We start from the raw sequence: 25,645 nt of genomic DNA, 5'->3' as shown, positions 1-25,645 counted from the left end.
GCTCCTTAGTGACAATCGCCCGCCGGGCTGTCGCAGCAGCTGGCGACGGTTTTACGCGTAGCCAGCAGGCTGACATCCACCCGGCTTCTGGCGCGACGAAGGGCGCTAATTACCACCACGTTAAACAGCAGAACCGCCAGAATACAGATCAGGCTGTAGACCGGGTGCTCGCTGAAGGTCGCCGTCTGGTAAAAGAGCGTGGCGAGCGAGTAAGCGATATTCAGCCCCCACAGCACCGAGAAGCCCATCCAGCCACGGCTGGATTCGCGGGCGATAGCGCCCATCGCGGTGATACACGGTACGTAAAGCAGCACAAAAATCAGGTAGCTGTAAGCGGCTGCCGCACTGCCGAATTTTTCGCTCATTACGCCCATGGTACCGGTCGCCATTTCGCCATCGCCTTTGCTGGCTTCGATTGGGTTAGCCAGTACGCTCAGGCTAAACGTCTCTTTCACGCTTTTCGCCGTATCTTCCAGAGCGGCAATCAGCTCACCCGTCAGGCTGAATTCCGCCGGGTTAAAGGCTTCCTGCTCAATATTTTCCGCGGTGTAAAGTGAGTTCAGCGTACCGACGACCACCTCTTTCGCCATTGCGCCCGTAACAAGACCCACGGTGGCTTGCCAGTGGTCACCATGCACGCCAATCGGCTCCAGCAGCGGGGTAAAGACGCGGCTGACTGAGGCCAGTGCAGATTCATCAATTTTGTGTACGGTACGACCATCCAGCGAGAAGCTGTTCATCGCGCTGAGGAAAATGCTGACGATGATAATCACTTTACCCGCGCGGATGACAAAGCCTTTCAGACGCTGCCAGGTTTGCAGCAACAGGCTTTTCAGATGCGGCACGTGATACACCGGCAGTTCCATCACAAACGGTGATGCTTCGCCGCGCAGCAGCGTATGTTTCAGCACCAGTCCGGTAAGGATCGCCATCACGATACCAATCACATACAGCGAGAAGACGGTGAGCGCTCCTTGCTGGCCGAAAAAGGCGGCAGCGAAAACTGCGAAAATGGCCAGACGCGCACCACAGGACATAAACGGCGCCATCATGATGGTTATCAAGCGTTCACGCGGCGCGTCTAATGTACGTGCGCCCATCACTGACGGTACGTTACAGCCGAAACCGACAATCAGCGGTACGAAAGATTTGCCCGGCAGCCCCAGCGATTGCATCAGACGATCCATCACAAACGCGGCGCGCGCCATATAACCGGAGTCCTCAAGAAAGGACATAAACAGGTACATCATGCCGAGCTGCGGCACCAGCGGCAGCACGGTATTCACGCCGCCACCAAGCCCTTGTGCGAGGAATACGGTCAGCCATTCCGGGAAGTGCAGCGTATAATCCAGCCACTGAATACCGTGAATGAAGATCGCGACTGAACCTGCGTCGAAAATCGGCTGGAACGCGCCGCCGATGTTAATCGCGAACAGGAACATCAGATACATGACGAACAAAAAGATCGGCAACCCTAAAAAGCGGTTAATGATGATGCGATCAACCGCGGCGGTGAACTGGCTTGGCTCAGCGGTGAGCGTGTTGCTGACGGTATCGCAAATCGCCGCAATTGACTGATAACGCGCATCAGCAATATGCAACGCAGGGTCGTCCATTTCCGCTCCCAGACGAGCGAGCGAGGCAGCCAGTTGCTGTTCGTTTACGCCAGAATTGGCGCGGCTGTAGATATCACCTTCCAGCATTTGCAGACCCATCCAGCGGCGTTGCTGCAACGGCACATCATCGGCCATTTGCTGCGCCAGCGCGTCTGCTTCGCGGGAAAGGGGTTGGGCGTAATGCACCAGTTCTACGTTGTCGTTGTGTTGGTGACGGTCGACAGCCATTTTTAGCGCTTCAATCCCGCGACCACGCGTGGAAACCAGCGGGATCACCGGACAGCCCAGGCGTGCGGCAAGACCATCGATATCAATACGGACTTTCTGTTTTTCCGCGATATCCAGCATGTTGAGGGCGATAATGCACGGCACGCCCAGCTCCAGCAATTGCAGCGTCAGGTAAAGGTTGCGCTCAAGATTGGAAGCATCGACCACGTTGATCACCAGATCGGCGTCACCGCTTAAAATGTAGTGGCAGGCGATTTGCTCATCGAGCGACGTTTGCGCGGAAATGGTAGTGAGCGAATAGGTGCCGGGAAGATCGACCAGCGTCACCTGGTGGTCGGTCGTGTTGAACTGTCCCTCTTTGCGCTCAACGGTTACGCCGGACCAGTTTCCCACCCGCTGACGCGCGCCGGTGAGCTGATTAAATAACGTTGTCTTGCCAGAATTAGGGTTACCAATTAAGCCAATGGTCAATTTTTTCATTTTTACTTAGCACTCTTTGTAACAACTGGCTGATTAACGAGATACCGCTTCCAGTTCAAGGAACGCGAGATCTTTTTTCCGTAACACTAAATTAACGCGGCGGGTTTCAATATGAATAGGGTCACCCAAAGGGGCGACGCGCACCACATTAAAAGAGGAACCGGGCAACATCCCTAATGACAGGAGTTTCTGTCGCCAGGCCGGACTTATTTCTTGGGAGAAACCGGTAATTTTCCACGCACTGTCTGGAGAGAATTGCATAGAGCCTACTTATTTACGCTGCGAGCCAAGAGTTTCCACGCGCCGTCTGGCGCACTGTTCATCATCGAAGGAGTGGAGAAATAATCTACTGATCCAATGATAATGAGAATAGTTTTTATCATCAATCATAAAAATGCGTTTGCCGGGGGCAGAATTGAGAATTTGATTCTCTTTTGACGTAGCTCAAAAATTTGTTGGGTTGTGTATTACCAGCGCAAAACGAGAAAATATTACCGCTAGGTTAAAAAGGTAATTTTTATTTTACAAAGTTAATTCGCGTTTAATGTTTGTAATATGCGCCGCGCAAGGAAAATAACGCCGATGCCGATTGCATAATTAAATACAGGTAGTGATTAGTTAATAATTTTGAATAGTAAATAACAGCTGAAATAACGAGTTAATTGCTTTTCGTTCATCATTGGACAGATTTAATCTGGACTTTTTCGAACGTGTTTGCAAAAAATACCCCTCCCGGTGAAGGGAGGGGTAAAGATTAACGTTTTTTACCCATTGCCGCAGCGAGTGCATCCATCATTGCACTGTTGCCGCCTGGCTGGCTGTCGCGACCGCGTGGCGCTTTCGCCGGACGAGCCGCGTTGCGGTTCGCGTTATCGCGATTGCCCGTGTTACCACTCCCTCGACGGGAATTGGTCTCGCCTGGCTGTTCGTCCAGACGCATGGTCAACGCGATTCGTTTGCGCTGTAAATCCACTTCCAGCACTTTGACCTTCACGATATCGCCCGCTTTCACCACGGTATGCGGATCTTCGACGAACTTATCCGCCAGCGATGAAATATGCACCAGACCATCCTGATGCACGCCGATATCAACGAAGGCGCCAAAGTTCGTCACGTTGGTGACCGCGCCTTCAAGCACCATGCCCGGTAGCAGGTCATTCATCGTTTCCACGCCTTCGGCAAAGGTCGCGGTTTTAAACTCCGGACGCGGATCGCGGCCTGGTTTTTCCAGCTCTTTGATAATGTCGGTGACCGTCGGTACACCAAACTGCTCATCGGTAAAATCGCTGGCTTTCAGCTTGCGCAACTCCGCGCTATTGCCCATCAGATCGCGCAGTGACTGCTCGGTTGCCGCCAGAATACGTTCAACCACCGGGTAGGTTTCCGGGTGAACGGTGGAGGCGTCCAGCGGGTTGTCGCCGTGGTTAATACGCAGGAAGCCCGCGCACTGTTCAAAGGCTTTCGGCCCCAGACGGCTCACTTTCAGCAACTGCTGGCGGTTCTGGAACTGACCATTTTCATCGCGCCAGGCGACAATATTCTGCGCCATCATGCGGGTTAAACCGGCGACGCGCGTCAGCAGCGGCACAGAGGCGGTATTCAGATCAACGCCAACAGCGTTCACGCAATCCTCCACAACTGCATCCAGTTTGCGCGCCAGTTGCGTCTGGCTGACATCGTGCTGGTACTGGCCGACACCGATAGATTTTGGATCGATTTTCACCAGCTCCGCCAGCGGGTCTTGTAAGCGGCGGGCAATAGAGACCGCACCGCGCAGTGAAACATCCAGATCCGGGAATTCGAGCGCCGCCAGTTCGGAAGCGGAATAAACCGATGCGCCCGCTTCGCTGACAATCACTTTCTGCGCGGTCACGTTCGGGAACTGTTTCTGCACATCGAGGTAGAAGCGTTCTGTTTCGCGCGAGGCGGTGCCGTTACCAATCGCCACCAGTTCAACATTGTGTTTTTCACACAGCGCTGCGACGGCTACAGCCGCTTTTGCCGCTTGCCCGGTATGCGGATAGATCGTGTCGGTGGCGACCAGTTTGCCGGTGGCATCCACCACTGCGACTTTCACACCGGTACGCAAACCCGGATCAAGACCCATCGTGGCGCGCAGCCCGGCAGGGGCGGCCATTAGCAGATCGTGCAGGTTACGGGCGAAAACATTGATGGCTTCGTCTTCCGCGCGTTCGCGCACCGTGCCCATCAGCTCCGTTTCCAGATGCATCAACACTTTGATACGCCACGTCCAGCTCACCACGCCTTTACGCCAGCTGTCCGCTGGCGCGTTGTTCAGGCGCAGGCCGAGGTGGTCGATAATAATTTGCTCGCAGTGGCTCTCTTTTGGCGGCTCATCAAACTGCGGATCGGCGTTCAGCGCCAGTTGCAGCACACCTTCGTTACGCCCGCGAAACATCGCCAGCGCGCGGTGCGAAGGGACAGTCGAAATCGGTTCGTGATGATCGAAATAGTCGCGGAATTTCGCGCCTTCATCCTCTTTGCCGCTAACCACGGTGGAGACGAGATGGGCGTTTTTCCACAAATAGTCACGCACTTTTGCCAGCAACGCGGCATCTTCCGCGAAGCGTTCCATCAGGATATAGCGCGCGCCATCCAGCGCCGCTTTGCTGTCGGCGACGCCTTTGTCGGCATCGACAAACGTTGCGGCCAGCGTTTCCGGATCTTGCGACGGGTCATTCCAGAGGGAATCTGCCAGCGGCTCCAGCCCGGCTTCAATGGCGATTTGCCCGCGCGTGCGGCGTTTTGGTTTGTACGGCAGGTAGAGATCTTCAAGCTCGGTTTTGCTCAGCGTACCGTTAATGGCTTTTGCCAGCTCATCGCTGAGTTTGCCCTGTTCGCCAATCGATTTCAGAATCGCCTGGCGGCGCTCTTCCAGCTCGCGCAGATAACCAAGGCGGGTTTCGAGCTGACGCAATTGCGTGTCGTCCAGACCGCCGGTGACCTCTTTACGATAGCGCGCGATAAACGGCACTGTGTTCCCTTCATCAAGCAGGCGAACGGCGGATTCCACCTGTTCGGTTCGTGCCTGAAGTTCACCCGCAATAATGCGGCAGAGCGAATCATTCATCATGTCATTTCATCTTCTGAACAAAAATCAGGGGATAGTTATACGGACTGGCATCGCAAAATGCCAGCCGCACAGGGCTTCTCGGACGGTTCTGGGGGTTATTTCACGTATTCAATTTGATTGACGTACCAGGTTGCTTCACCGCCGGGCGTTTGCACTACCGCCACGTCGCCTTCCTCTTTCTTGAGCAGGGCGCGCGCCATCGGCGAATCGATAGAGATGTAATCTTTGCGGCCGAAAATTTCGTCATAACCCACAATGCGAAAACGCAGTGTATCGCCGTCGTCGTTTTCGATTTCCACCCAGGCGCCAAAAAAGACTTTGCCTTCCTGCTGAGGGGAGTAATCAACGATTTTGAGATTTTCCAGGCACTTGGTGAGATAGCGCACGCGGCGGTCTATCTCGCGCAGGCGCTTTTTATTGTACTGATAATCGGCGTTTTCGCTGCGGTCGCCGAGGCTGGCCGCCCAGGTGACTTTTTTGGTGACTTCCGGGCGCTCCTGACGCCAGAGAAAATCGAGTTCCTGCTTCAGTTTTTCATAACCTTCGCGGGTAATCAGGGGCGTTTTCATTCTTGGGCCTTATTTCCGTGACGTTCTTGCCTGCACACACGTTACAAACGCGATAGTGTAAGGTGCAGATTAATCATGCTTTCTGTGATGACATATGCATATAAGCTGCTGTTAAATATGCTTTGTAACAATTTCGACTAGAATGTATACCAGATTTCGCTGGTCGTGAACGCGCACTTTTCTAGAATACGGAAACATTATTGTCGGAACCTTTGGGAGTATAAACAATGCAAGAGAATTATAAGATTCTGGTCGTGGATGACGACATGCGCCTGCGCGCATTGCTTGAGCGTTACCTTACCGAGCAGGGCTTCCAGGTTCGCAGCGTGGCTAACGCTGAGCAGATGGATCGTCTGTTAACCCGTGAATCTTTCCATTTGATGGTGCTGGATCTGATGCTGCCAGGCGAAGATGGCCTCTCTATCTGCCGCCGTTTGCGCAGCCAGAGCAACCCGATGCCGATTATTATGGTGACGGCGAAAGGCGAAGAAGTGGACCGCATTGTGGGTCTGGAAATTGGTGCCGACGATTATATTCCCAAACCGTTTAACCCGCGTGAGCTGCTGGCGCGTATTCGTGCTGTGCTGCGCCGTCAGGCGAATGAACTGCCGGGCGCGCCGTCTCAGGAAGAAGCGGTAATTGCGTTTGGTAAGTTCAAGCTGAATCTTGGTACGCGCGAAATGTTCCGCGAAGATGAACCGATGCCGCTGACCAGCGGTGAATTCGCGGTGCTGAAAGCACTGGTGAGCCATCCGCGTGAGCCGTTATCGCGCGATAAGCTGATGAACCTGGCGCGCGGGCGTGAATACTCGGCGATGGAGCGTTCTATTGACGTGCAGATCTCGCGCTTGCGTCGCATGGTGGAAGAAGATCCGGCGCACCCGCGCTATATCCAGACCGTTTGGGGCCTTGGCTACGTTTTTGTACCGGACGGCTCTAAAGCATGATGCGAGTGCGTTTCTCGCCGCGCAGTTCTTTTGCCCGCACCCTGTTACTTATCGTCACCTTGCTGTTCGCCAGCCTGGTGACGACCTACCTGGTGGTGCTGAACTTCGCCATTCTGCCCAGCCTCCAGCAGTTTAATAAGGTTCTCGCCTACGAAGTGCGTATGTTGATGACCGATAAACTGCAACTGGAGGACGGCACGCAGCTGGTGGTGCCTCCGGCGTTTCGCCGTGAGATTTACCGCGAGCTGGGCATTTCGCTTTACTCCAACGAGGCCGCAGAAGACGCCGGTCTGCGTTGGGCGCAGCATTACGAATTCTTAAGTCAGCAAATGGCACAGCAGCTTGGCGGCCCGACCGAAGTGCGCGTTGAGGTGAATAAAAGCTCACCGGTGGTGTGGCTGAAAACCTGGCTGTCGCCCAATATCTGGGTGCGCGTACCGCTGACCGAAATTCATCAAGGGGATTTCTCCCCACTGTTCCGCTACACGCTGGCGATTATGCTGCTGGCGATAGGCGGTGCCTGGTTGTTTATCCGCATTCAGAACCGACCACTTGTTGACCTGGAACACGCCGCGCTGAAGGTGGGGAAAGGGCATATTCCGCCGCCGCTGCGTGAATATGGCGCGTCGGAAGTGCGCTCGGTTACCCGCGCCTTTAACCAGATGGCCGCCGGGGTGAAGCAGCTTGCCGACGATCGCACGTTATTGATGGCGGGCGTCAGCCACGATCTGCGTACGCCGCTCACACGTATTCGCCTGGCGACGGAGATGATGGCGGAAGAAGATGGCTATCTCGCTGAATCCATTAATAAAGATATTGAAGAGTGCAACGCGATTATCGAGCAGTTTATCGATTATCTGCGTACCGGGCAGGAAATGCCGATGGAAGTGGCCGAACTGAACGCAGTACTTGGTGAAGTCATCGCGGCGGAAAGCGGCTACGAGCGTGAGATCGATACCGGGTTGAAAGAGAGCGAGATTTTCGTGCGTATGCACCCGCTTTCCATTAAACGCGCGGTTGCCAATATGGTGGTTAACGCGGCGCGCTACGGCAATGGCTGGATCAAAGTCAGCAGCGGTACCGAGCACAATCGCGCCTGGTTCCAGGTTGAAGATGACGGCCCGGGCATCAAACCGGAGCAGCGCGAACATCTGTTCCAGCCGTTTGTCCGCGGTGACAGCGCGCGCAGCACCAGCGGTACGGGCCTGGGGCTGGCAATCGTGCAGCGTATTGTGGATAACCATAACGGCATTCTTGAATTGGGTACCAGCGAGCGGGGCGGGCTCTGTATTCGCGCCTGGCTGCCGATTCCGATTGCGCGGCTGAGCGGGCAGAATAAAGAAGTGTAAAAAAACCCGCCATCTGGCGGGTTTTGTTTCTCTTGCGTAGCCAAATTACACTTTTGGCCCGGCGCTGACTAACGCGGCACCGGCGGCGGTATCGGTGTACTTCTCGAAATTTTCAATAAACAACGTTGCCAGCTGCGCGGCTTTCTCCTGCCACTGCTCCGCAGACGCGTAGGTATTGCGCGGGTCGAGAATGCGCGTATCTACGCCCGGCAGCGAAGTCGGGATGGCCAGGTTGAACATCGGCAGGGTAAAGGTTTCCGCATCGTCCAGCGAGCCATTAAGGATCGCGTCGATAATCGCCCGCGTATCCTTGATAGAGATGCGTTTACCGGTGCCGTTCCAGCCGGTATTGACCAGATACGCCTGCGCGCCAGACGCCTGCATTCTTTTCACCAGAACTTCCGCATATTGCGTTGGATGCAGTGATAAAAACGCGGCACCAAAACAGGCCGAGAAGGTGGGGGTCGGCTCGGTGACGCCGCGTTCGGTTCCGGCAAGTTTAGCGGTAAAACCGGAAAGGAAATGGTACTGCGTCTGGCTGGCGGTCAGGCGTGAAACCGGCGGCAGCACGCCGAACGCATCTGCCGTCAGGAAGATAACTTTCGTGGCGTGGCCTGCTTTGGAGACCGGTTTTACGATGTTCTGAATATGGTAAATCGGGTACGACACCCGGGTGTTTTCCGTTTTCGACGCATCATCATAATCAATGCTGCCGTCGGCGCGGACGCTGACATTTTCCAGTAGCGCATCGCGACGGATGGCGTGGAAGATATCCGGTTCAGCCTCTTCCGAAAGCCGAATAGTTTTGGCGTAGCAACCGCCTTCGAAGTTGAAAACGCCGTCATCATCCCAGCCGTGTTCATCGTCGCCAATCAGGCGGCGTTTCGGGTCGGTGGAGAGGGTGGTTTTGCCGGTACCGGAAAGCCCGAAGAACACGGCAACATCGCCTTTTTCACCGACGTTTGCTGAACAGTGCATTGAGGCGATGCCCTGTAACGGCAGCAGGTAGTTCATGATTGAGAACATACCTTTCTTCATCTCGCCACCGTACCAGGTTCCGCCAATCAACTGGATGCGTTCGGTGAGATTAAAGGCGACAAAGTTTTCCGAGTTGAGACCTTGCTCTTGCCATTGTGGGTTGGTGCATTTCGCGCCATTCATCACGATAAAGTCTGGCGTAAAGCTTGCCAGCTCTTCTTCGGTCGGGCGAATGAACATATTCTTCACGAAGTGCGCCTGCCAGGCCACTTCGGTGATAAAACGCACCGAGAGACGCGTGTCCGGGTTTGCGCCGCAAAAGGCGTCAATAATAAACAGACGCTTGCCGGAAAGCTGCCTGGTGACCAGGCCTTTTAGATGTTGCCAGACCTCAGGCGAGATCGGCTTGTTGTCGTTCTTGCCTTTGCCTTTATCGGACCACCACACGGTATCGCGGGTGGTGTCATCACGCACAATATACTTATCCTTCGGCGAACGGCCGGTAAAAATACCGGTGTCGACGGCGACAGCACCAGAATTCGTCAGCACACCACGCTCATATCCTTCCAGGTCTGGACGGAGCTCCTCCTGATACAGCGTATCGTAATCGGGGTTGTAGACGACATCCTGAACATCGTTGATACCATAAGCCTTGAGATCCTGCGGGGTTAAGCTCTTAACGCGCATGTCACTGCTCCTTAGCCAATATGTACTGCCTGAAATTGTAGGGTTGTTTTTTACCCGCTTACCGGGACGAGGCTCATAGATTTACCTAACTCGACAAACCCAGACTGACGGAAAACACTGTGATTGTGGTCACGTAACGAGACGGATTATGGCAAAAATAGTCTCATTTATGGGGTAAATGTTCCAAAAATGGCGTAAGACGACATTTTTAACCGCGGCTTTGTGACTGTAATCGCTTTCATGAAAGTAAGTTACGTAACACTTTCATTGAGGATTTTAGCGGAAACGTGACGAGTCATGCAAAAGCGCCGCCCGCAGGCGGCGTGAGGAAGGAGGTTTAATGCACCTGTGGATCGGCAGGGGAGGCGTTGTTGCGGATCTCGGCAATATCCATCGCGTTAAACAGATAGTGGCTGCCGCAATAGTCGCAGTGCATATCGATTTCGCCCTCTTCAGCGAGGATGCTATCCACTTCTTCGTCCGGCAGTGTCTTCAGCGCACCCGCACAGCGTTCGCGCGAGCAAGTGCATTTGAATTCCACATCTTGCGGATCGTACAGCGTGACTTCTTCTTCGTGATACAAGCGCCACAGCACATCTTCCGCCGCCAGCGTCAGCAACTCTTGCGCTTTGATGGTTTCCGTCAGCACGGCCAGATGCTCAAAATCTTCGGCCTGCGTTTCCTGTGCCGGTAATACCTGCAGCAGCATGCCGCCCGCTGCGGGTTGGCCATCGACCTCGCCGGTGCGGATAAACAAGCGCGTTGGCAACTGCTCTGAACGCATAAAGTAATCTTCCAGACAAGCCGCCAGCGTATCACCTTCAAGACCCACAACGCCCTGATAACGCTCGCCCTCTTCCGGCGTAATGGTGATAACCAAATAGCCGTTACCCACCAACGTTTTCAGATCCGCATTTTCCGGCACATCACCCTGAACACGCGCCACACCGCGCATTTGCTGGCGATTGTTACCGTTGATCACCGCCAGGCTCATCGGGCCATCACCCTGCAACTGCACGGTGATATCACCGGCAAATTTCAGCGTTGCGGTCAGCAGGCTGGTAGCAACCAGTAACTCGCCGAGCACCGTTTTTACCGGCAGCGGATAGTTGTGGTTTTCGAGGATCTGTTTCCAGGTATGGGAAACGGTCACCAGCTCGCCGCGAACAGCGTAGTTTTCAAAAAGATAGCGGTGTAATTGGTCTTGAATGGCCATGATTATCTCTCTTGCGGGTGAGCGTTATTCGCTGTCACCCAATTTAAATTTTATAAGATCGCGACGTTCTTTCTTATCCGGGCGGCGATCGGGGTGGGGCATGGTGAGCGCGTTAAGTTTGCGGGCCAGCGACATTTTTTCGCGTTTCTCGATGCTTTCTGCCGTCTCTTCATACAGCTCGACAGCTTCATTTGCCGGTCGGCGCTGCTCCGTAATGCCTTTAATGATCACGGTTCGCTCATCATTTCCCTGACGCAGCGTGAGCGTGGCGTTCAGCTCGACGATTTTACTCGGCTTGCTGCGCTGCCCGTTGTAATGCACTTTGCCGCCGTCAACCATTTCGCGGGCAAGGGCGCGAGTTTTATAAAAACGCGCGGCCCACAGCCACTTATCCAGACGAACCTCTTGCGCAGGCTGCTGTTTCATCACATCTCCTTGAGAAGTGAGGGGATCATGCCGCGGTAGTCATTAGTGCCTGGATGGCGCAGATAACGTTTTTCCGCAAGCCCGGAATCCGGGTTGGTGACGCCCAGGCAATAGCGGATGCCAAATTTCGCCGCCGCATCAAGAATCGGTTCGCTGTCATCGATAAACAGCGTCCGTTCAGGATTAAGCCCGGTTTCCTGCGCGACAGCCTGCCACAGGCGCTGATCCTCTTTCGGATAACCAAATGTATGGGTGGAAAGTAATAAATCAAGGTGCGACGCAAGACCCGTGTGCTCAAGTTTGACCGCCAGATTATGCGGGTGCGCATTGGTCAGTAAAATGCGGCGTTTACCGCTTTTTTGTAGCGCATCCAGAAACGGCACCGTATCTTCACGCAGCACCGCGCGCGGCCCCTGCTGGGTGGTCATGGCGCAAATATCCAGGCCTAGGCGTTCGCTCCAGTAATCCAGACAGTACCAGTTTAGCGTATGCTGCACGGCGTGATACTCCTGACGGAGAACGTTCTGCGCTTCTTCTGGCGTTAAGCCTTGTTTGACGCCAAAGGTTTCCGGCACCAGTTTTTGCCAGAAGAAGTTATCAAACGCGAGATCGAGAAGCGTGCCGTCCATATCCAGCAAAACGGTATCGACGTCCTGCCATGCGATATCAAGGTGCATTAAAAACTCCAGCCAGAGAAAACGTGCGCGACAGGTTAACACAGCTCGCACGACAGATCGTTAGCTGCTGAGGCTATCCTGGGTGGGCAGAAACTGGGGGTTCAGACAGCTTGCGTAATACTGCTGAATCTCTTCGATACGTGTGCGATTGCGCTGGTAACGGCGCAGTGCCAGCACACCGTTGTAAAGGCTGCAAATCACCATCGCGACCAAAAGAAGTGTGGTTCCCGCATAACGCCACAGGCCGCTGGCATCCGGCATGCGGTGCAGGCTGATGTGCCTGGTGCCGTTGGCATCGGTATAGATATTGGTAATGATCCCTTCCGCGCGAAACGGCGTCTGCATCAGCATTTGCGCCAGCCGCTGGAATTCCTTCCATTGTTCCTGCGCAGGGTAGTCATACAGCGCAATCGGCGGCCAGGGTTGATCAACCAGCTCGCTACCTTCTTCACTGCTAATCACAAAACCGCCCGGTGCCGGGCTGTTCAGCGCCTGCGCGGCGCGGGTCGTTTCCCGCATAATGAACGGCGCGGTGGAGGTGGTAACCAAATTATCCAGCGACTCGGCGCTTACCGGGCGCAGCAAAACGTTCACGCCGGTGAGTTTCCCGTCGCTGGCGCGTTTGGTCAGAGTTTCCCAGTCTTTACTGTTTCCGAGGTTGACCAGCGCGTTTTTCAACCGCAAACACTCATCCTGGGCGGCACACAAATCTTGAGTTTTCAGTACGATATCGGCGAAATCATCCAGCAGCACCATGCCGGATTTCTGAATGGCTGAGCGCAACACCGGGCTCACGCGGGAATCTTCTTCGGTAGTGGGGTGAAGCTGGCGGCTGACCGCCTGAGCAAGCGCGGTGGCTTTGTTCACAATATCGGATTCTGGCAACGGCAGGGGTGGGGCGTTGTTCCAGATAATTTGCGAGCAGTCGAACGGCGTAAACGGCGACGTCTGGCGCGAGGTCCAGTTATTTTGCATGTGAATATTACACATGCCGGTACCGCTGATGCGCAACGTGTCACCAATCCGCAACCCGGCAGCTTCAAGCTGATTCACACTGCTCGCTTCAACGGTCTGCGCGCCTTTAATCCACGACACGGTAAATTTGATCGGCATATCCAGCGGCACCCAAATCAACAACATCGCCAGCACCACCAGCGAACCGATGGAAATGACGGCGCTGCGCACCCAGTGCTGCAGCGGGAAATTTTTCACTTCATCGTGCAGGGAGAGAAAACGCCCCTGGCGCACAACGTGGCGATCGAGGTAGATATCAATATCGGTTTGCTGGCCCAAATCCTGTGTGACGAAGGGCTGCCAGTGACGCGGATAAATCAGGTCGATAATACCTAACGAGATATTATTCATTTGCTCCTGATTATTCTCACCGAACAGCCCCCAGCGCTTTGGCGTGCCACGCAGACAATGAATCTCCCGCAGTGTGTTTTTAGCCGGTGGCGCATATAACCCCCAGAGCCCGGCAGCAAGCAACATCACGCCACCGCCCGCCAGCCACGGGATAAAGACATCGGGCGAGGCCAGACAGAAGAAAAACAGTAAAAACGAGACCGAAATCAGCAGCGCTTCGCGCATGCCGTCCGGGCGGCTTAATGCATATTCTTCCGATGTTTCCCGGCGAATATTCAGCAGCTCAATTTGCTCGCTTTCTTCGCCACGGATGGCGGATTGACTCGACGAGACGCGTTCCAGTTCACCGCCGCGCTCTTCGCTCATGTATTCGCTAAGCGTATGCCCGTTAAGCGAAATAACCAGCGGCATTGAGTCGGTGCGGATCAGTTCAACATTGTTTTCGTCGGTAATGTACTGCTCCCATGAAGGGGGCAAGTGCACTTCGACGGAATCAAGGTAGTAGCGCCATTTATTCGGGGCGTCAGTGGTGATGCCATAGCGGGTGATCGGGTGCGTGACATACAGCACCGTGTTGCTATGTGCGTTAAGGCTGATGGAGACAGGGGCGGCAGTCGCGCCCGTCGGGGCGAGATTGTTTTGCGTGCGGGAGAGCGTTTCCAGATAGCGTTCCGCCGTTTCACGCTCTTCAGGTGTTAATTTACGGGTAGTCGCGCCGGTGAATGCCTGCAAATAAGGCAGTCGATACCGACGTTGCGACCTGAACCTGAAAATCCATCCGGCGAGGAATGCGCAGGCCAGCATAGCAGCGAAAAAAATCAAAATGGTGCTCATGCTTTCCCCATCTTACTTTTTCTAACAGGTGTAGTCAGTTGCACCCTTCCCGTAACAATCTAATGTGGTTGGCCTTTTAAGCAAGCAATTAACTTGAGTATTTTTAAGCGCATACCAATGTCAAAGAGAATAGCAAAACCACCCTAACGGGAATATCAGCAAATTCTTAGTTTTATTTCAAGCTATTGACTTTTGGGTTAAATTGGGAATTGATTTCGAAGAGGTTGCAGGAATGTAAATTAGCGGCAAAGTACATTGCCCAAACAGTGCGTAGTGTCGCACAATAACGAAAGTTTCTCTGCAAAGACCGATAATAATGAGCGAATCATTGCAAAAACCCACCATTCTTAACGTAGAAACGGTCGCGTCTTCACGACTTTTTAACGTAGAACGTGTGGATCTGGAATTCAGTAACGGCGTGCGCCGTGTTTATGAACGTATGCGCCCCTCTACGCACGAAGCCGTGATGATTGTGCCAATTGTTGACGATCACCTAATCCTGATCCGCGAATATGCGGTTGGCACTGAATCCTACGAACTGGGATTTTCCAAGGGTCTTATCGATCCGGGTGAGAGTATATACGAAGCAGCGAACCGTGAACTAAAAGAAGAAGTCGGATTTGGCGCAAAAGAGCTTACTTTTCTGAAAAAACTCAGTATGGCGCCTTCTTACTTCTCCAGCAAAATGAACATTATCGTGGCAGAAGATCTCTATCCTGAGTCGTTGCCGGGTGATGAACCAGAACCGCTACCGCAGGTACGCTGGCCGCTGAAGCATTTGATGGACCTGCTGGAAGATCCTGATTTCAACGAAGCCCGCAATGTCAGCGCGCTGTTTTTGGTTCGCGAATGGCTAAAAGGCCAGGGGCGGCTCTGAACGCACAAAAGAATAAATGAAAAGGGCGCATTCGCGCCCTTTTTGCTGTCTGTCAGCCGGGACAAGCCTGGCTCCGAGTTAAAACAGCTCGTGAGACTCACCGTTATCCATTAACGTGGTGCCCACTTCATGGACGGCTTGCTGCGTTGGCTGCGTCCCTTCGATAAAGTACTCCTGGCGGCTGCTACCACCGTTCGCCAGTTGGCCGGTGCTGCGGTCGATATTCACCGTCACTATGCCCGGTGGCGGGGTTAATGGCTCTTCAGGAACCCCATCCAGCACGACTTTCATATACGCATCCCAGGCAGGTTGTGCGCTTTTCGCACCGCCTTCGTAGCCGGAAATCTGATCTTTAATCGCGCCGGAGGCGGTAGTACGCCCCAAATCCCTGCGATGATCGTCAAAGCCGATCCAAACGGAGGTCACCACACCCGGGCCATAACCCGAGAACCAGGCATCTTTCGAACTGTTCGTGGTCCCGGTTTTACCGCCAATATCATTGCGTTTGAGATCACGTCCTGCGCGCCAGCCTGTGCCCTGCCAGCCGGGCTCGCCAAAGATGTTACTGTTCAGCGCGCTTTTGATCAAAAACGACAGCGGAGTGCTGATAACATGTGGCGCGTACTCTTCGGCGCCGCTTCTTTGCACCAGCGCCTGGTTGGCTTGCTCAAGCTGCGGCTGCGGTACGGCTGCGTTCTGCTGCTCTTGTGAGGTGGCGACGTTTTCCATGTCTTTGTTTTCCAGCACGTTCGATTTCGGCGTATCGCCGTAAATCACCGGAATATCACAATCGGCACAGGCGATTTTCGGACGTACTTCAAACAGCACGTTGCCCTGATCGTTTTCGATTTTGGTAATGAAATACGGATCGATCAGGAAACCACCGTTCGCCATCACCGAATAACCGCGGGCAACCTGCATTGGTGTAAAGGAAGCAGAGCCCAGCGCCAGCGATTCGGTGTGAACAATGTTTTGCGCCGGGAAGCCGAAACGCTGCAGATATTCCGCCGCGTAATCCACACCCATTGCGCGCATTGCACGCACCATCACCACGTTTTTAGACTGCCCCAAACCCTGGCGTAAACGAATCGGACCGGCATACTCGTCCGGCGAGTTTTTTGGTCGCCAGTCGGAGCCTGCGCCCGCGTCCCAGCGGGAAATTGGCGCATCATTCAGAATGCTCGCCAGCGTCAGGCCCTTATCCATTGCTGCGGTGTAAAGGAACGGCTTGATGTTAGAACCCACCTGGCGCAGCGCCTGTGTCGCGCGGTTAAACTTGCTTTGGTTGAAATCGAAGCCGCCCACGAGCGCCAATACGGCGCCGTTACGTGGGTTGATGGAAACCAGCGCCGAGTTAACGTCCGGCACCTGTGCCAGCCACCACGCGTCATCCACCTGGCGAACCCAAATCTGCTGTCCGGCCTGCACCACGTCGGTGACTTTGCGCGGCGTTGCGCCTTGTTGCGTATCGGAACGATAAGGACGCGCCCAGCGCATGCCTTCCATGCGCAAAGAGACCGAGGTGCCATCGGCCATCATCGCCGTCGCTTCTTGCGGATTGGCACTGGTCACCACTGCTGGCGAGAGCGGGCCATAAGACGGCAGCGTTTTCAGGGAATCGGTGATTTTTTTACTGTCCCACGCCGCTTCGCCCACTTTCCACAACACATTCGACGGGCCGCGATAACCGTGGCGCATGTCGTAATCCATCACGTTATTACGCACGGCGGCCTGCGCGGCCTGCTGCACTTTACGGGTGATGGTGGTGTAAACGCGGTAGCCATCTTCGTAGGCTTTATCGCCATAGCGATTGACCAAATCCTGGCGCACCATTTCGGAAAGGTAAGGCGCGGAAAAAGCGATTTCCGGCGCATGGTAATTGGCATCGATAGCTTCGCCGCGCGCTTGATCATACTGCTGCTCGGTGATGTAGCCTTCGCTCTCCATACGTGCCAGCACCACATTACGGCGCGCGGTAGCGCGATCAAGTGAATAGAGCGGGTTAAACGTAGACGGTGCTTTCGGCAGACCGGCAATCACCGCCATTTCACTCAGCGTTAACTGATCGACCGATTTCCCAAAGTACACCTGTGCTGCAGCGCCCACGCCGTACGCACGGTAACCGAGGTAGATCTTATTGAGATAAAGCTCAAGGATCTCATCTTTGCTCAGCAACTGTTCAATGCGGATCGCCAGGAAGACCTCTTTAAGCTTACGCATCAGCGTGCGTTCCGGACTTAAGAAGAAGTTACGTGCCAGCTGTTGGGTAATCGTACTTGCGCCCTGCGACGCACGTCCGGAAAACATCGCCACGCTGGCGGCGCGGAAAATCCCCACCGGGTCAACACCGTGATGTTCATAAAAACGGCTATCTTCCGTGGCGATAAACGCTTTAACCATTTCAGGCGGGATTTGATTCAACGTCAGCGGAATACGGCGTTTTTCACCATATTGCGCGATCAATTCGCCGTCAGCGCTATAGACCTGCATCGGAATTTGTAGCCGCACGTCTTTCAGCGTGGCGACGTCAGGTAGCTGTGGCTCAATATATTTGTACAGACCGTAAATCGAGCCTGCTCCCAGCAGAATGCAACATACTGCAAGGATGAATAAATACTTTACGAACTTCACTGGAGATTTCCCATTTAGAGTCATTTGGGCAGTTTATAAACAACCGCGCGGTAGTATAAAGGCAAGCCTGATGCATTGATATAGCGTCATCCAGCGAGACGATAAGGAGATCGGGAATTATGGCATTCAGGCACTGGCAAATTGGTTTGCATATTCAACAAGATGGCATCTTCATTGTCGCCCTTGCCGCCGGGCGTCGCGGCCAGGCGCTGCGCCGTTGGTGGCACCTTCCGCTATCCCCTGGCGTCGTGGTGCAGGGGCGAATAAAAGCGCCAGAAGAACTGCTCAATGTTTTGCGGCCCTGGCGGCAAACCCTACCGCAACGCCATTGCGTACGCATGGCATTTCCTGCGGGGCAAACCCTGCAAAAAAAGCTGCCGCGACCGGCAGTCACGCTGCGCGAACCTGCTTTAACAAGCTGGGTTTCGCAGGCAATGGCGCGTGAACTGGAGATGGCAGAAAACGATCTCTGTTTCGACTTCACCGAAGATGAACCCGGCAAAGCGTACGGCGTTACTGCTGCACAAAATAAAGATGTGGCGTCACTGCTGGAGATAGCACAGACATTATCTCTTCATCTTTCCTCTATTACCCCGGATGCCAGTGCATTACAGCCATTGTTACCCTGGCTTACTCCACCGGCTCGTTGTCTGGCGTGGTGTGATGAGCGCCAGTGGCTGTGGGCCACGAGAGAGAGCTGGGGGCGACGTGCGCGCGAAGAGGCTGAAAATGCCGCCCGGCTTGCCGCCGTGCTTGGGCTGCCCGCAGACGAAATCGCGCAGTGTGGCGGGATGCCCGGAGGATTTGACTGCTGGAGCGCGATCCCGTCGCGCCAGGCACCATTACCCGATAGCGGAGAACGCTACGCGATAGCGCTGGGACTGGCTGTTGCCAGGGGATACTGATGCAGCCCGTCGTGAATTTTCTCCCCTGGCGGCGTCAAAAGCGGTTGCGCTGCATTCGTCGCTGGTGCGCGGTTTTTATCGCAACAGCGGTGGTGATTGTGCCAGGCGGCGCATTATGGCGGGCATCCGCTGTGGCTGGTCTGCGCCAGGCCACGCTGTGGCAGCAATCTGATGCCGCCTTACTTGCAGGGTTGCACGCCGCCGAGCAGCCGTTGCAGCTTCGACACCAGCGCTGGCAGCAGGAGCAGGCGCAGCGATTACGGCTTCAGCGTACCGAGGCGTGGCGACAGACGTTGCTTACCCTGGCGGAAAATCTGCCGCCCAATGCCTGGCTTACTGCTCTGCGCTGGCAGCAAAACCAGCTTGAAATCACTGGCCTGGCCGGCTCTTTTAACGCATTAAGCGAGCTTGAGCAACGGTTGCAGAAAACGGCAGGGTTTCAGCTGCAACCCGCAGGCACCGTAGAGCGTGATGCGCAGGGGCGCTGGCAATTCCACTACCAACTGAACCGGGAGCGTGATGATGCTCAACCCTGATGTTTGGTTTGCTTTATCACTACGAACGCGGGTGCTTTGTTGGCTACTCAGCTCACTTTGCGCGCTGGCACTTTTATGGTGGCTGGCGATAAGTCCAGTCAAAGAGACGCAAATGCGGCTGGTTGATCAACAACAGCAACAAAACATGAAGCTGCGCGCGCAGTGGCAAAAGTTACATGCGCTGGTGCCGCCGTCAGAATCCGTGATCTTGCCGCAACGTCGGGCATTTAGCCCGCTGGATTTTCAGTCGCAGGGGCGCCAGCTTGCCCGCTGGCAGCCTGCTCAGGGTGGTGGAGAGTTAGTGCTTGCGACCGGCTGGGAAGGCGTGGTTGAGACGTTTTCACTGCTAACGGCGAGCGGCATGCTGGTTCCTGCGTTTTCATTAATGGCCGGTGAAGGCGCGCTGAATTTTACGTTGCGAGTGGAGCAGGACAATGCGAATTAGTCGTCTGTTACTGGCCGCGCTGCTCAGCCTGTTTCTGTGCGGCATGCGCGACCCTTTCCAGCCACCGCAGGATATCTGCCGAACTGCCCAGCTCAGCAACTGGCATTTTCACGGCGCGGTGGCGGGGGATCAACCGATAGGGATCGTGCGTGATGCCGCCGGGCGCTGGTATCGCCTTATTGTCGGCGAAACGCTGCCCACCGGATGGCGCGTTGTCGCCATTCACCAGGACGAAATGCTGATTGAGATTGGCGAAGAGTGCACACCAGCGCAATGGCGCTGGCAACGAGAAGGAACTCAACATGCGAAAATGGATAGCGAGCGCGATGCTCTTTAGCTTGCCGCTTGCCGGCGCGCAGACATCACGTGTCGTCACAATGACCGTCGACGACGTGCCTGTCACCCAGGTATTGCAGGCGCTGGTTGCGCTGGAGAAGCAGAACATGGTGATTTCACCTGAGGTCAGCGGCACGGTGTCGCTGAATCTCAAAGAGGTCCCCTGGCAGCAGGCGCTCCAAACCGTTGCCGCCAGTGCCGGATTAACGTTACACCAGCAGGGCAACATCTGGCAGGTTCATACGACGGCATGGCGGCAGCAAAAGCAGGCGGAGCAGGAGGCGGCTCAGCGCCAGCGCAAGCAGAACATACCCTTGCAAACACGCAGTTTTGTGTTGCGCTATGCCGACGCGGTAGAGCTGGCAAAAGCCGGAGAAAAACTGCTCAGCCCACAAGGGGCGATGACGGTTGATGTGCGGCTTAACCGGTTACTGGTGCGTGATAATAAAGAAGGGCTCGCCGCACTGGAAAAATGGGTCACGCAGATGGATCTACCGGTCGAGCAGGTAGAGCTGGCGGCTTATATCGTCACCATCAATGAAAAAAGCCTACGCGAGTTGGGGGTGAAATGGGGACTGGCGCAGGATAAACCCGCAGCGCGTGGGCGACTTAGCGGTGTTTCTGCCGATCTCTCGGTTCCGGATGCCAGTACGCGCGTCAGCTTTAATATCGGCAGTATCAACGCCCAACTGCTGGAGCTGGAGTTGTCAGCCCTTGAGCAAAAACAGCAGCTTGAAATTATCGCCAGCCCACGCTTGTTGGCTTCTCACCGCCAGCCGGCGAGTATTAAGCAGGGGAGCGAAATACCTTATCAGGTTGCCAGCGGCGATAGCGGTAGCACGGCGGTAGAATTTAAAGAGGCGGTGCTGGGGATGGAAGTTACACCGACGGTGCTGCCCGATAACCGTGTGCGGCTGAAGCTGCGCATTAGCCAAAATATGCCAGGCCAGGTGCTACAGCAAGCAGGGGGCGAGGCGATGGCGATTGACAAGCAGGAAATTGAAACGCAGGTAGAGGTTAAAAGCGGCGATACGCTGGCGCTTGGTGGGATCTTCTCACAAAAGAACTCCGCCGACAGGGCGCAGGTTCCTGGTTTAGGCTCAATTCCAGGTATCGGCAGGTTATTTCGCCAGGACGCCAAAGATAATGAGCGGCGCGAGCTGGTGGTGTTTATTACGCCCAGGTTGGCGGCGGTACATTAAATCTGCCGTAACTCCCCCTTTTTCAATGGAACTTGGTTCATGTGTTTGACGTGAGACATGATTTAGCTTACAAGGAGTACCGATTTGAGCGTCAGTGGTCTCCGTCGAACAATGAGCAGCATGAAGGATTGCGTGTTTATTCAGTTGCCAAACAAGCCGGAGTACTGAGATAATTTTCGATCTGACTCTCGCACTATCGCATATGAGGTTTCAGTTCATGTCCTGCTACGCCGAGTCTTTGCGAAGCGGGTTTATCATCAACGAATAGTCTTAGTAGTACCGAAAAAATGGCAGAGAAACGCAATATCTTTCTGGTTGGGCCTATGGGTGCCGGCAAAAGCACTATTGGGCGTCAGTTAGCTCAACAACTCAATATGGAATTTTACGATTCTGATCAAGAGATTGAGAAACGAACCGGAGCTGATGTGGGCTGGGTCTTCGATGTTGAAGGTGAAGAAGGCTTCCGCGATCGCGAAGAAAAAATCATCAATGAGCTGACGGAAAAACAGGGCATCGTACTGGCGACCGGCGGTGGCTCTGTGAAGTCTCGCGAGACCCGTAATCGTCTCTCCGCCCGTGGCGTAGTGGTTTACCTGGAAACCACTATCGAAAAGCAATTAGCTCGCACTCAACGTGACAAAAAACGCCCGCTTCTGCAGGTGGATACACCGCCGCGCGAAGTACTGGAAGCGTTGGCCGACGAACGTAATCCGTTGTATGAAGAGATTGCCGACGTGACCATTCGCACCGACGATCAGAGTGCTAAAGTGGTGGCAAACCAGATTATTCATATGCTGGAAAGCAACTAATTCTGGCTTAATTCACACGCCTGCGGGTTTAAGCAACTAAGGTGGATGTCGCGTCATGGAGAGGATCACAGTCACTCTCGGGGAACGTAGTTACCCTATCACCATCGCGGCTGGTCTGTTTAACGATCCAGCTTCCTTCTCGCCCCTGAAGTCTGGTGATCAGGTTATGCTGGTCACCAATGAAACACTGGCTCCGCTCTATCTTGATAAAGTCCGCCATGTTCTTGAACAGGCTGGCGTGAAAGTGGATAGCGTGATTCTGCCGGATGGCGAGCAGTACAAAAGCCTTGCGGTGATGGACACGGTCTTTACCGCATTGTTGCAAAAACCCCATGGGCGCGATACCACACTGGTCGCGCTGGGCGGTGGAGTGGTGGGCGATTTGACCGGCTTCGCGGCCGCCAGCTATCAGCGCGGTGTGCGCTTTATTCAGGTGCCGACCACGCTCCTTTCTCAGGTTGATTCCTCTGTTGGCGGCAAAACAGCGGTGAACCACCCCCTCGGCAAAAACATGATCGGCGCGTTTTATCAGCCTGCGTCGGTGGTTGTCGATCTTGATTGTCTGGCTACGCTTCCTGCCCGCGAATTATCGTCCGGCCTCGCGGAAGTGATCAAATACGGCATTATTCTCGACGGCGAGTTCTTTGACTGGCTGGAACAGAACATGGATGCGTTGCTGCGCCTTGATGGTCCGGCGATGGCGTACTGTATTCGCCGTTGTTGTGAGCTGAAAGCAGAAGTTGTTGCTGCTGATGAGCGGGAAACAGGCTTACGTGCTTTACTGAATCTGGGGCATACCTTCGGCCACGCTATTGAAGCGGAAATGGGCTACGGGAACTGGTTGCACGGTGAAGCTGTCGCGGCAGGTATGGTGATGGCGGCGCATGCATCTGAACGTCTTGGCCAGTTCAGCAAAGCGGATACGCAGCGTATAAAAGCGCTGCTGAAACGCGCAGGTTTGCCGGTACAAGGCCCGCAGGAGATGTCTGCGCAGGCTTATTTACCGCACATGATGCGCGATAAAAAAGTGCTGGCGGGAGAGATGCGTTTAGTGCTCCCGTTGGCAATAGGGAAGAGTGAAGTTCGCGGCGGAGTGCCGCACGACGTAGTACTTGGCGCTATTGCTGATTGCCAGCAGGCGTAACTATTAGAAAGGTCTGGTCACGCACCGCGTGGCGTTTAACTTCGGGCGGGATGCATGATGTGGCATACGCCTTTGTGTGGGGTGTTAAATGGATGAATTCAAACCAGAAGACGAGCTGAAACCCGATCCCAGCGATCGTCGTACTGGTCGTTCTCGCCAATCTTCCGAGCGTGTCGATGAACCGCAAATCAACTTTGATGATGTTGATGTCGATGCGGACGAACGCCGCCCTTCTCGCAGCCGCCGGGCGCGTGATGAGCGTGAAGAAGAGAGCTATGAAGAAGATGAAAACGCGTATGACGAGGAGCGCGAAGAGCGCCGTCCGCGTAAACGTAAGAAAGCGGCAGCCGCGAAACCCGCTTCCCGTCAATATGTGATGATGGGCGTCGGCATTCTGGTTCTGCTTCTGTTAATCATCGGCATCGGTTCCGCGCTGAAATCCCCCGCACCGACAACGAGTAATGAACAAAACGCACCGGCGGAGAAAAGCATCGATCTCTCTGCGGGCAATAACAACGCCAGCAATACCGGTGCCGCAGATCAGGCAAATGGCGCACAGCCAGCACCTGCTCAGCAACCCACTTCAGGCAATGCACCTGCGCAGCAGGATGTCTCGCTGCCACCGATTTCTTCTACACCATCACAAGCTGAAGCTCCTGCCGCGCCTGCGGGCCAGCAGCGTGTTGAAGTGCAGGGCGATCTGAATAACGCACTGACTCAGCCACAAAATCAGTCGCAGATGGATAACGCGGTGAATTCGACGCTGCCAACTGAACCTGCAACAGTTGCGCCGGTACGTAACGGCAATGGCGCTGCTGCGCGTCAGCAACAATCTGCTGCAGCTCAAAGCCATACCGCTGCGCCGCGTGCTGAACGCAAACAGATGGTGATCGAGCCGAAGGCGGTTGCTAAAGAGCCAGTGGCGAAAGCAGAACCGAAAGCCGAATCCAAACCGGTTGCTCAGCCGCCGAAACGCACTGAAACCGCCGCGACCTCGCCGGTAAAAGCGCCTGCGGTAACATCGTCACCAGTGCAAACTCAGGCTAAAGCCGCGACTGCACCTGCAGCCAGCGCCGCGCCTGCGGCAAGCGCTGCTGCCGCCACCGGGAATGTTGGAGCGTTAAAATCTGCGCCGGGTAACCACTACACGCTGCAGCTGAGCAGTTCCTCGAACTCTAACAACCTGAATGCATGGGCGAAGAAAGAGAATCTGAAAAACTTCGTGGTTTACCAGACAACGCGTAACGGCCAGCCGTGGTACGTGCTGGTGAGCGGTGTGTACGCATCTAAAGACGATGCGAAACGCGCTGTCGCGGCGTTGCCGGCAGACGTACAGGCGAAAAATCCCTGGGCCAAACCGATACATCAGGTTCAGGCCGATCTGAAGTAATGTATAAAGCGCAGGATGCTGTCGGAGCTTTCTCCACAGCCGGAGAGAGTGTAAGTAATCAGTCAGCATGAAAAAGAATCGCGCTTTTTTGAAATGGGCAGGGGGGAAATACCCCCTGCTGGACGATATCGGAAGGCATCTGCCGCAGGGTGAATGCCTTATCGAGCCGTTCGTCGGCGCGGGTTCGGTGTTTCTCAACACGTCGTTCTCCCGCTATATCCTCGCTGATATCAACAGCGATTTGATTAGCCTCTATAACATCGTTAAAGACCAGCCTGACGAGTATGTGCGCCAGGCGCGGGCGTTGTTTGCCCCTGCGACAAACCAGTCCGTGGTTTACTATCAGCTACGCGAAGAGTTTAACCAGTGCCAGGATCCTTTCCGGCGTGCGCTGCTGTTTTTATACCTCAATCGCCATGGCTACAACGGCCTGTGCCGCTATAATTTGCGCGGTGAATTCAACGTGCCGTTCGGGCGTTATAAGAAACCCTATTTCCCGGAAGCGGAGTTGTATCACTTCGCCGAAAAAGCGCAGAATGCCTTTTTTTACTGCGAGTCTTACGCAGATAGCATGGCGCGCGCGGACGAGAACTCCGTGGTCTACTGCGATCCGCCTTACGCCCCGCTATCGGCGACGGCCAATTTTACGGCGTATCACACCAACAGTTTCAGTCTTGAGCAGCAGGCGCATTTGGCGGCGATTGCCGAAAGCCTGGTGCAAAACCGGATCCCGGTATTGATTTCCAACCACGACACGCTATTAACGCGTGAGTGGTACAGTCAGGCAAAATTGCACGTGGTAAAAGTGCGGCGCAGTATCAGCAGTAACGGTGGTACACGTAAAAAGGTGGATGAGCTGCTGGCACTCTATCGCCCGGCTCCGCGATAATTCGCATTCACCGCG

At 54.7% G+C, this 25,645-nt stretch carries 22 protein-coding genes; 12 read left to right on the top strand and 10 right to left on the bottom strand.

Features of this window, described 5'->3' with window-relative positions; genetic code table 11:
* Window positions 1–5: 5 nt before the first annotated feature.
* The 4 genes from feoB to greB all read right to left on the bottom strand — a co-directional run bounded on the left by feoB (window position 6) and on the right by greB (window position 5,987).
* Entirely contained in the window at window positions 6–2,324 is a 2,319-nt protein-coding gene (feoB, locus tag RT644_RS11955) for a Fe(2+) transporter permease subunit FeoB (protein ID WP_313626800.1), read from the bottom strand.
* Window positions 2,325–2,357: 33 nt separating this feature from the next.
* Window positions 2,358–2,585 carry a ferrous iron transporter A gene (feoA, locus tag RT644_RS11950; RefSeq protein ID WP_017459530.1) on the bottom strand — a complete coding sequence of 76 codons (228 nt, stop codon included), beginning with the start codon at window positions 2,583–2,585 and terminating at the stop codon, window positions 2,358–2,360.
* 493 nt (window positions 2,586–3,078) lie between these two features.
* Window positions 3,079–5,418 (bottom strand): Tex family protein, encoded by a 2,340-nt coding sequence (locus RT644_RS11945; RefSeq protein WP_313626798.1) that lies wholly within the window; start codon window positions 5,416–5,418, stop codon window positions 3,079–3,081.
* A 95-nt stretch (window positions 5,419–5,513) separates the two neighbouring features.
* Window positions 5,514–5,987 (bottom strand): transcription elongation factor GreB, encoded by a 474-nt coding sequence (gene greB / locus RT644_RS11940; protein WP_017459528.1) that lies wholly within the window; start codon window positions 5,985–5,987, stop codon window positions 5,514–5,516.
* Window positions 5,988–6,214: 227 nt separating this feature from the next.
* Between greB and ompR the strand changes: the two genes are divergently transcribed.
* Together ompR and envZ are read left to right on the top strand one after the other, a co-directional pair.
* Complete coding sequence (ompR, locus tag RT644_RS11935; protein ID WP_001157751.1) at window positions 6,215–6,934, top strand: two-component system response regulator OmpR; 720 nt, start codon at window positions 6,215–6,217, stop codon at window positions 6,932–6,934.
* Window positions 6,931–8,283 (top strand): two-component system sensor histidine kinase EnvZ, encoded by a 1,353-nt coding sequence (gene envZ, locus RT644_RS11930; protein ID WP_020455552.1) that lies wholly within the window; start codon window positions 6,931–6,933, stop codon window positions 8,281–8,283. The genes ompR and envZ overlap by 4 nt, the downstream gene beginning before the upstream one ends.
* Window positions 8,284–8,328: 45 nt before the next feature.
* Here the strand turns inward: envZ and pckA are convergent, their stop codons facing one another.
* The 5 genes from pckA to RT644_RS11905 form a co-directional block, all read right to left on the bottom strand.
* Window positions 8,329–9,948, bottom strand: a complete 1,620-nt coding sequence (gene pckA / locus RT644_RS11925; protein ID WP_160268457.1) for a phosphoenolpyruvate carboxykinase (ATP) — start codon at window positions 9,946–9,948, stop codon at window positions 8,329–8,331.
* Window positions 9,949–10,285: 337 nt separating this feature from the next.
* Window positions 10,286–11,164: an Hsp33 family molecular chaperone HslO gene (gene hslO / locus RT644_RS11920; protein WP_313626796.1), complete on the bottom strand. Its 879-nt coding sequence runs from the start codon at window positions 11,162–11,164 to the stop codon at window positions 10,286–10,288.
* 24 nt (window positions 11,165–11,188) lie between these two features.
* Window positions 11,189–11,590, bottom strand: coding sequence for a ribosome-associated heat shock protein Hsp15 (hslR, locus tag RT644_RS11915; RefSeq protein WP_313626794.1), 402 nt, complete (start codon window positions 11,588–11,590; stop codon window positions 11,189–11,191).
* On the bottom strand, window positions 11,590–12,267 hold the full coding sequence (yrfG, locus tag RT644_RS11910; protein ID WP_045507969.1) for a GMP/IMP nucleotidase: 678 nt from the start codon (window positions 12,265–12,267) through the stop codon (window positions 11,590–11,592). Before yrfG ends, hslR begins: the two co-directional genes overlap by 1 nt.
* Before the next feature lie 60 nt (window positions 12,268–12,327).
* Complete coding sequence (locus RT644_RS11905; RefSeq protein WP_313626793.1) at window positions 12,328–14,466, bottom strand: intracellular growth attenuator family protein; 2,139 nt, start codon at window positions 14,464–14,466, stop codon at window positions 12,328–12,330.
* Window positions 14,467–14,782: 316 nt separating this feature from the next.
* Here RT644_RS11905 and nudE point away from each other — a divergent pair, with 316 nt between their 5' ends.
* Window positions 14,783–15,343: an ADP compounds hydrolase NudE gene (gene nudE, locus RT644_RS11900; protein WP_020455546.1), complete on the top strand. Its 561-nt coding sequence runs from the start codon at window positions 14,783–14,785 to the stop codon at window positions 15,341–15,343.
* A gap of 78 nt (window positions 15,344–15,421) precedes the next feature.
* Here nudE and mrcA read toward each other — a convergent pair whose 3' ends face one another.
* Window positions 15,422–17,974: a peptidoglycan glycosyltransferase/peptidoglycan DD-transpeptidase MrcA gene (gene mrcA, locus RT644_RS11895; protein ID WP_020455545.1), complete on the bottom strand. Its 2,553-nt coding sequence runs from the start codon at window positions 17,972–17,974 to the stop codon at window positions 15,422–15,424.
* A gap of 119 nt (window positions 17,975–18,093) precedes the next feature.
* Here mrcA and RT644_RS11890 point away from each other — a divergent pair, with 119 nt between their 5' ends.
* From RT644_RS11890 to dam, 9 genes are all read left to right on the top strand, one after another.
* Window positions 18,094–18,879 carry a DNA utilization protein HofM gene (locus tag RT644_RS11890; RefSeq protein WP_160268461.1) on the top strand — a complete coding sequence of 262 codons (786 nt, stop codon included), beginning with the start codon at window positions 18,094–18,096 and terminating at the stop codon, window positions 18,877–18,879.
* Window positions 18,879–19,415, top strand: coding sequence for a PilN domain-containing protein (locus RT644_RS11885; protein ID WP_160268462.1), 537 nt, complete (start codon window positions 18,879–18,881; stop codon window positions 19,413–19,415). The genes RT644_RS11890 and RT644_RS11885 overlap by 1 nt, the downstream gene beginning before the upstream one ends.
* Window positions 19,416–19,527: 112 nt before the next feature.
* Complete coding sequence (locus RT644_RS11880; protein ID WP_313626788.1) at window positions 19,528–19,860, top strand: hypothetical protein; 333 nt, start codon at window positions 19,528–19,530, stop codon at window positions 19,858–19,860.
* Window positions 19,850–20,197 carry a HofP DNA utilization family protein gene (locus tag RT644_RS11875; RefSeq protein WP_313626786.1) on the top strand — a complete coding sequence of 116 codons (348 nt, stop codon included), beginning with the start codon at window positions 19,850–19,852 and terminating at the stop codon, window positions 20,195–20,197. The genes RT644_RS11880 and RT644_RS11875 overlap by 11 nt, the downstream gene beginning before the upstream one ends.
* On the top strand, window positions 20,163–21,398 hold the full coding sequence (hofQ, locus tag RT644_RS11870) for a DNA uptake porin HofQ (protein WP_071925237.1): 1,236 nt from the start codon (window positions 20,163–20,165) through the stop codon (window positions 21,396–21,398). Before RT644_RS11875 ends, hofQ begins: the two co-directional genes overlap by 35 nt.
* Window positions 21,399–21,685: 287 nt before the next feature.
* The gene (gene aroK, locus RT644_RS11865; protein ID WP_017459852.1) at window positions 21,686–22,207 is read left to right on the top strand and encodes a shikimate kinase AroK; all 522 of its coding nucleotides are present in this window, start codon (window positions 21,686–21,688) and stop codon (window positions 22,205–22,207) included.
* Between the two features lie 55 nt (window positions 22,208–22,262).
* Complete coding sequence (gene aroB / locus RT644_RS11860; protein WP_269232172.1) at window positions 22,263–23,351, top strand: 3-dehydroquinate synthase; 1,089 nt, start codon at window positions 22,263–22,265, stop codon at window positions 23,349–23,351.
* Window positions 23,352–23,439: 88 nt separating this feature from the next.
* A complete protein-coding gene (gene damX, locus RT644_RS11855; RefSeq protein ID WP_313626784.1) occupies window positions 23,440–24,741 on the top strand; it encodes a cell division protein DamX in 1,302 nt (433 codons plus the stop codon).
* A 67-nt stretch (window positions 24,742–24,808) separates the two neighbouring features.
* Entirely contained in the window at window positions 24,809–25,630 is an 822-nt protein-coding gene (gene dam / locus RT644_RS11850) for an adenine-specific DNA-methyltransferase (protein ID WP_020455537.1), read from the top strand.
* The last annotated feature ends 15 nt before the right edge of the window (window positions 25,631–25,645 follow it).

The organism is Kosakonia sp. (assembly GCF_032104925.1).
Taxonomy (GTDB): domain Bacteria; phylum Pseudomonadota; class Gammaproteobacteria; order Enterobacterales; family Enterobacteriaceae; genus Kosakonia.
This window is presented reverse-complemented; position numbering and strand designations above follow the sequence as displayed.

Coding starts and splice junctions, on each gene's coding strand:
- feoB (WP_313626800.1), bottom strand. CDS start 2,324: ATGAAAAAATTGACCATTGGCTTAATTGGTAACCCTAATTCTGGCAAG.
- feoA (WP_017459530.1), bottom strand. CDS start 2,585: ATGCAATTCTCTCCAGACAGTGCGTGGAAAATTACCGGTTTCTCCCAA.
- RT644_RS11945 (WP_313626798.1), bottom strand. CDS start 5,418: ATGATGAATGATTCGCTCTGCCGCATTATTGCGGGTGAACTTCAGGCA.
- greB (WP_017459528.1), bottom strand. CDS start 5,987: ATGAAAACGCCCCTGATTACCCGCGAAGGTTATGAAAAACTGAAGCAG.
- ompR (WP_001157751.1), top strand. CDS start 6,215: ATGCAAGAGAATTATAAGATTCTGGTCGTGGATGACGACATGCGCCTG.
- envZ (WP_020455552.1), top strand. CDS start 6,931: ATGATGCGAGTGCGTTTCTCGCCGCGCAGTTCTTTTGCCCGCACCCTG.
- pckA (WP_160268457.1), bottom strand. CDS start 9,948: ATGCGCGTTAAGAGCTTAACCCCGCAGGATCTCAAGGCTTATGGTATC.
- hslO (WP_313626796.1), bottom strand. CDS start 11,164: ATGGCCATTCAAGACCAATTACACCGCTATCTTTTTGAAAACTACGCT.
- hslR (WP_313626794.1), bottom strand. CDS start 11,590: ATGAAACAGCAGCCTGCGCAAGAGGTTCGTCTGGATAAGTGGCTGTGG.
- yrfG (WP_045507969.1), bottom strand. CDS start 12,267: ATGCACCTTGATATCGCATGGCAGGACGTCGATACCGTTTTGCTGGAT.
- RT644_RS11905 (WP_313626793.1), bottom strand. CDS start 14,466: ATGAGCACCATTTTGATTTTTTTCGCTGCTATGCTGGCCTGCGCATTC.
- nudE (WP_020455546.1), top strand. CDS start 14,783: ATGAGCGAATCATTGCAAAAACCCACCATTCTTAACGTAGAAACGGTC.
- RT644_RS11890 (WP_160268461.1), top strand. CDS start 18,094: ATGGCATTCAGGCACTGGCAAATTGGTTTGCATATTCAACAAGATGGC.
- RT644_RS11885 (WP_160268462.1), top strand. CDS start 18,879: ATGCAGCCCGTCGTGAATTTTCTCCCCTGGCGGCGTCAAAAGCGGTTG.
- RT644_RS11880 (WP_313626788.1), top strand. CDS start 19,528: ATGCGGCTGGTTGATCAACAACAGCAACAAAACATGAAGCTGCGCGCG.
- RT644_RS11875 (WP_313626786.1), top strand. CDS start 19,850: ATGCGAATTAGTCGTCTGTTACTGGCCGCGCTGCTCAGCCTGTTTCTG.
- hofQ (WP_071925237.1), top strand. CDS start 20,163: ATGCGAAAATGGATAGCGAGCGCGATGCTCTTTAGCTTGCCGCTTGCC.
- aroK (WP_017459852.1), top strand. CDS start 21,686: ATGGCAGAGAAACGCAATATCTTTCTGGTTGGGCCTATGGGTGCCGGC.
- aroB (WP_269232172.1), top strand. CDS start 22,263: ATGGAGAGGATCACAGTCACTCTCGGGGAACGTAGTTACCCTATCACC.
- damX (WP_313626784.1), top strand. CDS start 23,440: ATGGATGAATTCAAACCAGAAGACGAGCTGAAACCCGATCCCAGCGAT.
- dam (WP_020455537.1), top strand. CDS start 24,809: ATGAAAAAGAATCGCGCTTTTTTGAAATGGGCAGGGGGGAAATACCCC.